The organism is Ruegeria arenilitoris (genome assembly GCF_013030985.1).
GTDB lineage: Bacteria > Pseudomonadota > Alphaproteobacteria > Rhodobacterales > Rhodobacteraceae > Ruegeria > Ruegeria arenilitoris_B.
In genome coordinates, this window is the sequence record NZ_WPYP01000021.1 from 1 (window position 1) to 7734 (window position 7734).

Annotated in this window: 6 protein-coding genes; 5 read left to right on the plus strand and 1 reads right to left on the minus strand. The window is 56.9% G+C overall.

Going from position 1 to position 7734, the window contains the following annotated elements; all coding sequences use genetic code 11:
• Nucleotides 1-634: Wzz/FepE/Etk N-terminal domain-containing protein (locus GOX88_RS23040; protein WP_254443418.1), on the minus strand; the 634-nt coding region annotated here is incomplete at its 3' end.
• 1312 nt (nucleotides 635-1946) lie between these two features.
• Here GOX88_RS23040 and GOX88_RS23045 point away from each other — a divergent pair.
• From GOX88_RS23045 to GOX88_RS23065, 5 genes are all read left to right on the plus strand, one after another.
• Nucleotides 1947-2780 (plus strand): hypothetical protein, encoded by an 834-nt coding sequence (locus GOX88_RS23045; protein WP_170407737.1) that lies wholly within the window; start codon nucleotides 1947-1949, stop codon nucleotides 2778-2780.
• Nucleotides 2781-2960: 180 nt separating this feature from the next.
• Nucleotides 2961-3167, plus strand: coding sequence for a helix-turn-helix domain-containing protein (locus GOX88_RS23050; protein ID WP_170407740.1), 207 nt, complete (start codon nucleotides 2961-2963; stop codon nucleotides 3165-3167).
• Nucleotides 3168-3333: 166 nt separating this feature from the next.
• Nucleotides 3334-5031: a site-specific integrase gene (locus GOX88_RS23055; protein ID WP_170407744.1), complete on the plus strand. Its 1698-nt coding sequence runs from the start codon at nucleotides 3334-3336 to the stop codon at nucleotides 5029-5031.
• A complete protein-coding gene (locus tag GOX88_RS23060) occupies nucleotides 5031-6074 on the plus strand; it encodes a tyrosine-type recombinase/integrase (protein ID WP_170407747.1) in 1044 nt (347 codons plus the stop codon). The genes GOX88_RS23055 and GOX88_RS23060 overlap by 1 nt, the downstream gene beginning before the upstream one ends.
• Entirely contained in the window at nucleotides 6071-7723 is a 1653-nt protein-coding gene (locus GOX88_RS23065; RefSeq protein WP_170407749.1) for a recombinase family protein, read from the plus strand. Before GOX88_RS23060 ends, GOX88_RS23065 begins: the two co-directional genes overlap by 4 nt.
• Nucleotides 7724-7734: the final 11 nt, after the last annotated feature.

Here is a 7734-nt window from a genome sequence, read left to right on the forward strand (position 1 = left end):
GCCATGCGGTCGCCTGTTCGGTGGCGTCGAATTTCACTTCGATCTGGTTCAGGACGTAAAGTTCGACGATCGTGTCCGCGATCAGGGCCGATTTGCGCGCCGATTCCGTTTCGGCTGTCACCTCGAACACCAGGCTTTGCGGTACGTTGCGAACCGATACGTTCTTAAGCAGTTCGGTGATCACATCGTCCCGGGTCAGTTGTTTGGCCAACTCGTCGGAAACCTGCTCTTCATCGGGGTTGGCACCAAGCATGGACTGGATGAACTGCTTGATCCCTTCCAGCGCCGAGGCGGGAACGAGGTCTTCGTTGAACTCCGGGTCCGAGACGAGGTCCAGCCTATCGACAACCTTGCCCATCAGGCCGCGGGACCGCAGCACTTCAAGTTCGGAATTGACCTCGGCGGTGTCGCCGGCCAGGCCGCCCACGACGCTTTGCAGGTCGATCACGCTGGCCTGCTCCGTCTCCAACATGACCACGGCGGTGGATTTGTAGATCGGTACGGCAGCGACAAAGGCGTAGAACGCGCCGACCAGAACGGCCAGGGTGGTTGTCAGACCAATGATCCACTTGCCACGCCACAAAGTGGCCACCAAAGTGCTCAGGTCGATCGTGTCCTCGTCAGACGTGTCCAACGCTGAGTGACGACCCGTGTTTAACGATACATTGTGAAAAGGGGATTGCGTCATAATCAGCCTTAAACCCAAATCGGCAATTGCACGCATATCGCGCACTGACGCTCCTTACATCTCTTTAGAGCAACATGAAAGACTCGTCGGCTTGGAAATGGCCTTTTCACAGATCCGTTTGCGGATGCTATAGGCAGCGACGAAATCTGATGTTTGTTGATTGTGAATGCCAATTTGTAAGTAAGTTCCTCCGTTAATTTGGCCACATTCCCGTCTTCTTTTCGAACACAATGGCCTTAGCTCGATGACTAGGGACTGGCGAGAACTGATGACTGCGGAGTAAATAATCGTGGTGATCTGATCGCTTGTAGTACGCGACGTAATCCGCCAAAACGTTAGTATTCAGACTCGCGCTTTTGACTGCGCAAAACAAACGGCTGTTTCATGCCGATTGACAGTTTAGGAAAGTGAAGCACCGCCTAGCGCCATCAGTGACAAGCAATGTCAAATTCTCCCTGTGCGAAGGGGCGTATTGCAGCAACGTGGACAAAGGGGACGATTGTTTATCCGCTGAAACTGAAGAACCCTCAATCATACATTTCGTGATACCATATCCGGCCCCCGCTCCTTCCCCCCGTCATGCGGGAGAAGGCCCTTCGTTTTCAGGTTCGTATCCGCGCGATGCCTTTTGTCGGAGGCCAGCCGCTTCCCCGCAGGCTTCTCACCTGCCCCGCTTTGACCGCGCACGGTCTCGGCGGTCCCCGGTCCGACGAGTGTCTGAAGACGCCCGTCGGCCGGTGGGTTCCGTAGTCGCGTTTCTGCACCGGGCCAGAAGGAGCCGCGTCGGTGCGGGATGGGGTAGTCCCCGAACCATAGTTCACTATTGGAGGCCGGTCGTGAACGCACCGTGGTCACCGCTTTATTTGATCGTTTGCGAGGGAAAGCAGCAAGCATAAACCGGGCGCAACGGAGACGAGGAGACCCGTCCCGGCCCGGAACGTCAGATTTTTCGTTCTTGCTGACTAAGTGTATTGATCTGCTTTTTTGGGAGATCTTTGTGTTTCTCGCGGTCGCAAATTGTACAAACCCTAGCTGACCCGAAGCGCCGCAGCCCACCAATAGCGCAGGCGGTTCGGGTCAGCGGCTAGACACAGAACCTAACCAAATTGTTCCCTTTGCGTTCTTTTGTTTGTGTGCAACGTTTGAATGGATCGCCTTGTGTCATCCAGCCCGATTTTTCGGCAAGCAGAGTTGCTGTGATGAACATTGGCTTTTGGACGTGTGGCTCGAATGCAGAGTGTACAAAGCGGAGAATAAAATGAGCGCTGACTTGGACGGTGGCCTGAACGATCAAGGCGACGTTGAAGATGATGAAGGAGACTATTCGGTCTACCCGCACATGGATGGGATCAAATGCTCGATGTCATGGAAGCTCGGCAGTTATGGCGAACGCGGTGCTCTCTCTGATGACATGATTGAGAGCTTGGCTGAACGGTTTGACCTGCCAACTAAGCTCGTACGCGAACTCTCTGTGCTTCTTGGGAACTGCCTCAACAACGACGACGACATCGCAATCAACCTGACTGAGGTCCGACGCTCGCAAGCGATTGAACGAGGTCAAAAGCACCTCAAGCAACTTTTGCGGAAAGCCAAACAGAGTTCCATTGGCCTCCAAGAACTCAGTAACGCATTGGGCTCGCTTTCGACTTATTTCGCAGCGACGCCAAAAGATGCAGACCTTCTTCCCCAAATCCTCAACAAGCTTGAGACCGCAACGACACTTACTCAGGATGTCATAGATGACATTCGGCACATCCTTTTGACCCCCGGCGCGGTTGCGGAGATGTCGCCACGCGACAAGCGGTTCTCGCGCGACAAACGCCGTCAGTACATTGTCGAGAGCTGCTGTTACATCTGGAAAGATGCCGGTCGCCCCCTAACCTATACGACATACTCAGACGGTCGCCCCGGAGGACAACGGCAAGGTCCGCTCGTCAACTTTATCCAGGCTGTCGTGAAGATGATCACCGAGCCGGGGCAAATCCTGAGCGGTGAGACGATCCGCGTGGATATTGACGATTTTCGCGACAAGCTTGAGCGCGAAGAGAAGGAGCGTTGGGCCCCACCGGAATCGGGCAATCAATACACTTAGAATGAGCAAGCCTGCGTTGTCATGGTCATGGCATGACACGCGTTCCCGCCATACCCCCTTCTGACGACCACGCGCTCCAGCAGGTTGAGACAGCGATTGACCAGTTGGTCCGATTGCTGGCTGCCCAGGCAGTACGGGAACTGGACCGGGACGCCTCTGACCAAAAGGAGGCACCTCAGAATGCCAAATATCAAAGCGAAGAATAAACAAACCCGCAAGCTTCTGACAGTGAAAGACGTCGCTGAACTGGACAATTGCTCGGAGAAGACGGTGCGCCGTGCGATTGCGGCTGGCCTGCTTGAGGTTATTCGGGTGGGCCCTGGCGGACGCCTCATCCGTATTGATCCGGCAGCTCATGCCGCCTACCGGCAGGCACAGTGCTGGTAGGCGCTTGCGACTATTAATGTCCATTAATGTCAATGTGTTATGTGCATTTCGGGAAGAGGGCATCCCCGTAAGTTTCTAACTTTTTGTGCTACGCTTTTCCCGAATCGGACCTCCTGTCCTCACCTGTCCACCCGAGACCTGACACGTCCAAAGGAACGTACACCCGATGACTAGCCAGAGCCCCGTTCCATTAGCATTAGCCTTTGTCAAAGCCGACACACCGATGTTTGCCGAGCTCATCGACAAACTGCGCTCCGATAGCTCTCTGACAGACGGACGCCGCCGAGATATGATATCCGGCCTGAGCCGTACATCCAAAGCTCTTGGATTGCCTCCTGAGGATGTGCCTTGCGATAGCCGCTGGTTGCAGCCCCGTTTGACCAAAGTTGCACCGGCTGCGCTTGGTCTGACTCCAAAGAGCTGGCAAAATGCGGTCAGTGATGCCCGGGCGGCGCTCGCGCATTTCGGGCTGGTGGAACGGCGATACAACCGGATCGATGATCTGTCTCCCGATTGGCACACGCTCTGGACGGATGTACTTGCGTCCGGTGGCAAGACATTGCAACCCGCACTCTGCCGCTTCGTGCATTATCTGAACCGGCAAGGCGTCAAACCTGCCAATGTGTGTAAAGAGCATGCTCAGGCCTATCGAGTAGCGCTTGAGCATAACGAGATCAGCAAATCTCCTGAGGTTGCATATCGTGCCGCTGTCAACGGCTGGAACCTGGCGGTCCGACGTATTTCACAATGGCCCAAGGCCATCCTACCTCTGGAATCGCGTCAGAAGGTCATCACTTTTCCGGTGACCGCGTTTCCAGCGCCATTCCAAACTGCTCTTGCAGAGCTGATGCATCGTCTGTCCAATCCGGACCCGCTGGCAGATAACGGTCAGAACAGAGCACTCCGATCCGCAACCCTGTCCCAATACAAAAGACAGTTGGTTCGGTTTGCCTCCGAACTGGTTCATTCTGGTATCCCAATTTGCCACATTGGCGGATTGGACGTCCTGATCAATCCGACGATGGCTGAACGGGGTTTGCGCCAGATGTTATCGCGCACCAACAACCAGACCACAAAGATGATCAGCGAGATCGCCGCGCTGCTCCGCAACTTCGCCCGGATACTCAATGCACCCGATGACACTCGGGACGCGCTGTCGGGGCTTGCCGCGCGCCTAGCCGTCAAACCTCAGAATGGCATGACCCAAAAAAACCGAAGCCGACTGCGGGTGTTGCAGGAGGACCGGCATCAGCAGCGCCTGCTGCTTCTGCCTGAACGGATATTCGCGCGACCACGCGGCACTTCCAAGCCGTATGGCTGGGCTCTGGCACGCGAAGATGCGCTCGCCATCGCCATCTTGCTGGTCTGCCCAGTTCGCGTGAAGAACCTGGCTGACGTCCACCTGGAACGCCACCTGCACCGTCCCGGTGATGGCCGAGCCTACCTGGTTCTGGAAGACGGCGAGACAAAAAATGAGCGACCTGTCGAGTTCGAGATCCCGCGTGATGTATTGCGCATGATCGACGTACATCTCAAATCTCGCTGTCCGGAACTCTGCCCCGCGGGAACGCCTTGGCTGTTTCCCCGGAGGGATGGTCAGCATTCGGTTGATCCTGGCGTTCTGTCTGCGCGCGTCTCTAAACGGATCCGGAAGGAAACGGGGTTGGAGATGAATGCCCACCTGTTTAGGCATTTCGCGGTGATGAACTGGCTCGACGCCAATCCCGGCGGCTACGAGGTTGCGCGCCGGTTGCTCGGGCATTCGGAGGTCAGCCACACCATCAACATGTATTCCGGTCTTGAGGCACGGTCGGCAACACGCGCCTTTGCTGACCTGATAGACGCCAAGAAAGCGCGTCGCTGATGAGCCTTGTTCTGCCGCTCGACGAATGGCCCGCGCAAGACCGGGAAATGTGGCTCAACCTTCAGGCGGGAGGTGGACCGCTTGACGATTGCGGCGCGCTCTCTCATCTACGCGCGACCTCGCTGAAGACTTTGGAGTTGCGCTATGCCCGATGGCTGCAATGGCTGATTACAAGCGATGCGAAGGCGATCACACAGCCTCCGGCTCGACGCGCGACTCTGCCGCGCATGTCCGCTTGGCTTCGGGACCTCTCACACACCCGGCCAATGACCCAGTTGATGTTCATTGACGGCGTGTTGCGTATCCTCTCCGCGGCTGACCCGACACAGGACTGGTCCACTCAGCGGAAATTGAAAGCGGGATTGAAGCGCACCGCAGGACGGGGTGATCAGGACCGCAAACTTGGGCGCTTGTTGTCCAGCGAGGTTCTATTCAAGGCGGGAATGTCTCTAGCGACGGGTCATGCAGAAGCGGAGCCAACACCGCTGCGCCGTATGATATGCCTGCGGGATGGCACCATGATTGCAATGCTGGCTTTGATGCCGATGCGGCGACGCGCCTTTGCGGGCCTTCGGATTGGCATATCCTTGCATGTAACAGCAGACACCATGACCGTCGCGCTCCCGGGGGATCTGACCAAATCAGGGCAGCCATGGGAGGCTGATGTTCCCCAGAGCGTTGAGCCGCTCTTGCGTCGTTATGTCAACGAAGCCCGTCCCCTTTTTATGGAGCGTGGCCAACAACAACACGATGTCTTGTGGGTCGGCAGGACAGGCGCACCATTAAAGCAAGATGCGCTGAGCCCCCGGATCGCGGAGCAGACCCTGAAGCTGACGGGTCGCCGCATCCCACCGCATTTCTTCCGGGATGCCGCCGCAACGACATTGGCGCGCTCCTCTCCGGAACATGCGAAGCTGATCCGACCAATATTGGCTCATGCGAGCTTCGGAACGGCTGAGCGCCACTACATCCACGCCCAGACAATTGAAGCGGGCCGCGACTACGCCAATTTGATCGACCTAAAGAGAAAGGCCAGACGATGACCCGAGTTGCAATCTATGCCCGCTTCTCCAGCCAGATGCAGAGAGACGCATCAATCGATGACCAAATGCGACTGTGCCGGGAACGTGCTGAGCGGGAAGGTTGGACTGTTGTAGACGCCTATTCTGATCGTGCGGTCTCCGGCGCCTCCATGTTACGCCCCGGTCTGCAAGCGCTGTTCCATGCAACACAGGAAGGACAGGTTGATCTGATTTTGGCGGAAGCGCTGGACCGGTTGAGCCGAGACCAGGCAGACATCGCCGCGATCTTCAAACGGCTAAGCTTTGCAGGGGTTGGCATCGTGACACTGGCTGAGGGCGAGATCAGCGAATTGCACGTAGGTCTCAAGGGCACCATGAACCAACTGTTCCTCAAAGACCTGGCCGACAAAACCCGGCGTGGTCTTCGCGGACGGGTCGAGCTTGGCCGTTCCGGCGGCGGAAACAGCTACGGCTATGACGTCGTCCGGCGTCTTGGACCCGACGGCCAACCCGTCACGGGAGAACGAATGATCAACACAGCGGAAGCTGAGATTATCCGGCGGGTATTACATGACTTCATCGAAGGGCACTCCCCGAAAGCCATTGCGCGCCGCCTGAACACCGAGGGTGTCCCCGGTCCCCGTGGCAAGTTATGGCGTGACACCGCCATTCGAGGGCACCGAGTGCGTGGGACGGGTCTTCTCAACAATGAGCTATATATCGGCCGCCTGGTTTGGAACCGGCTGCACTACATCAAGGACCCGGAGACCGGCAGACGTGTTTCCCGTCTCAACGATCCGTCCAAATGGATCATCGCGGAGGTCCCTGAACTGCGGATCGTCGAGGATGAACTTTGGGAGGCGGTCAAGCAGCGGCAGGGCGAGATCGAGGCTGATCCCCGCGTCAAAGCCATCAAGGAAACCAAGTTTTGGGAGAAGCGTCGCAAGAAGCACCTTCTTACAGGTCTTGCATTCTGCGGCACCTGCGGAGGGCCACTCGCCACTGTCGGGCGCGACTACCTCGCCTGCTCTGCCGCTCGCAAACTCGGTACTTGTTCCCATAAGCAATCCATTCGCCGCAATGTCCTGGAAGACGCCGTTCTAGATTTGCTTCGTCAGCGTCTGATGCAGCCCGACGCAGTGACCGCTTTTATCAAGTCCTTCAACGAAGCCGCCAAGGCAGAAGAAGGCACAGCGGGGGTAGCCCGGACCCGTCTGCAATCCGAGCGGGACAAAGCTGAGCGCAAACTGAATGGGTTTTATGACGCAATCGCTGAGGGCATTCGCACCCCCGGACTTCAAGCGAGGCTTGAAGAGCTCGAAGCGCAGATTGCCGATCTTGAGTCGAAGCTCTCCGAACCTACGCCTTCACCGGTGCGACTGCACCCAAATCTGCCCGAACTCTATCGCTCCAAGGTCGCAAATCTGGCGCAAGCTCTATCGGATCCGTCAATCCGTACAGGGGCCTTGGAGATTATCCGGGGCTTGGTCGAACGTGTTACGATCCAACATGAACGGGATGGCGTGCAGATCGAACTGGAGGGTGCGCTGGCAGCGATGATTGGGTTGACCCAGAATGAACAAAGCCGCCTTGCGGCGGCTTGTTCGGTACTTTGTTCGACCCAAGTGGTTGCGGGAGTAGGATTTGAACCTACGACCTTCAGGTTATGAGCCTGACGAGC

Excerpts from the sequence above, each read along its gene's own strand:
- GOX88_RS23050 (WP_170407740.1), top strand. The coding sequence starts at position 2,961 with ATGCCAAATATCAAAGCGAAGAATAAACAAACCCGCAAGCTTCTGACA.
- GOX88_RS23060 (WP_170407747.1), top strand. The coding sequence starts at position 5,031 with ATGAGCCTTGTTCTGCCGCTCGACGAATGGCCCGCGCAAGACCGGGAA.
- GOX88_RS23065 (WP_170407749.1), top strand. The coding sequence starts at position 6,071 with ATGACCCGAGTTGCAATCTATGCCCGCTTCTCCAGCCAGATGCAGAGA.
- GOX88_RS23055 (WP_170407744.1), top strand. The coding sequence starts at position 3,334 with ATGACTAGCCAGAGCCCCGTTCCATTAGCATTAGCCTTTGTCAAAGCC.
- GOX88_RS23045 (WP_170407737.1), top strand. The coding sequence starts at position 1,947 with ATGAGCGCTGACTTGGACGGTGGCCTGAACGATCAAGGCGACGTTGAA.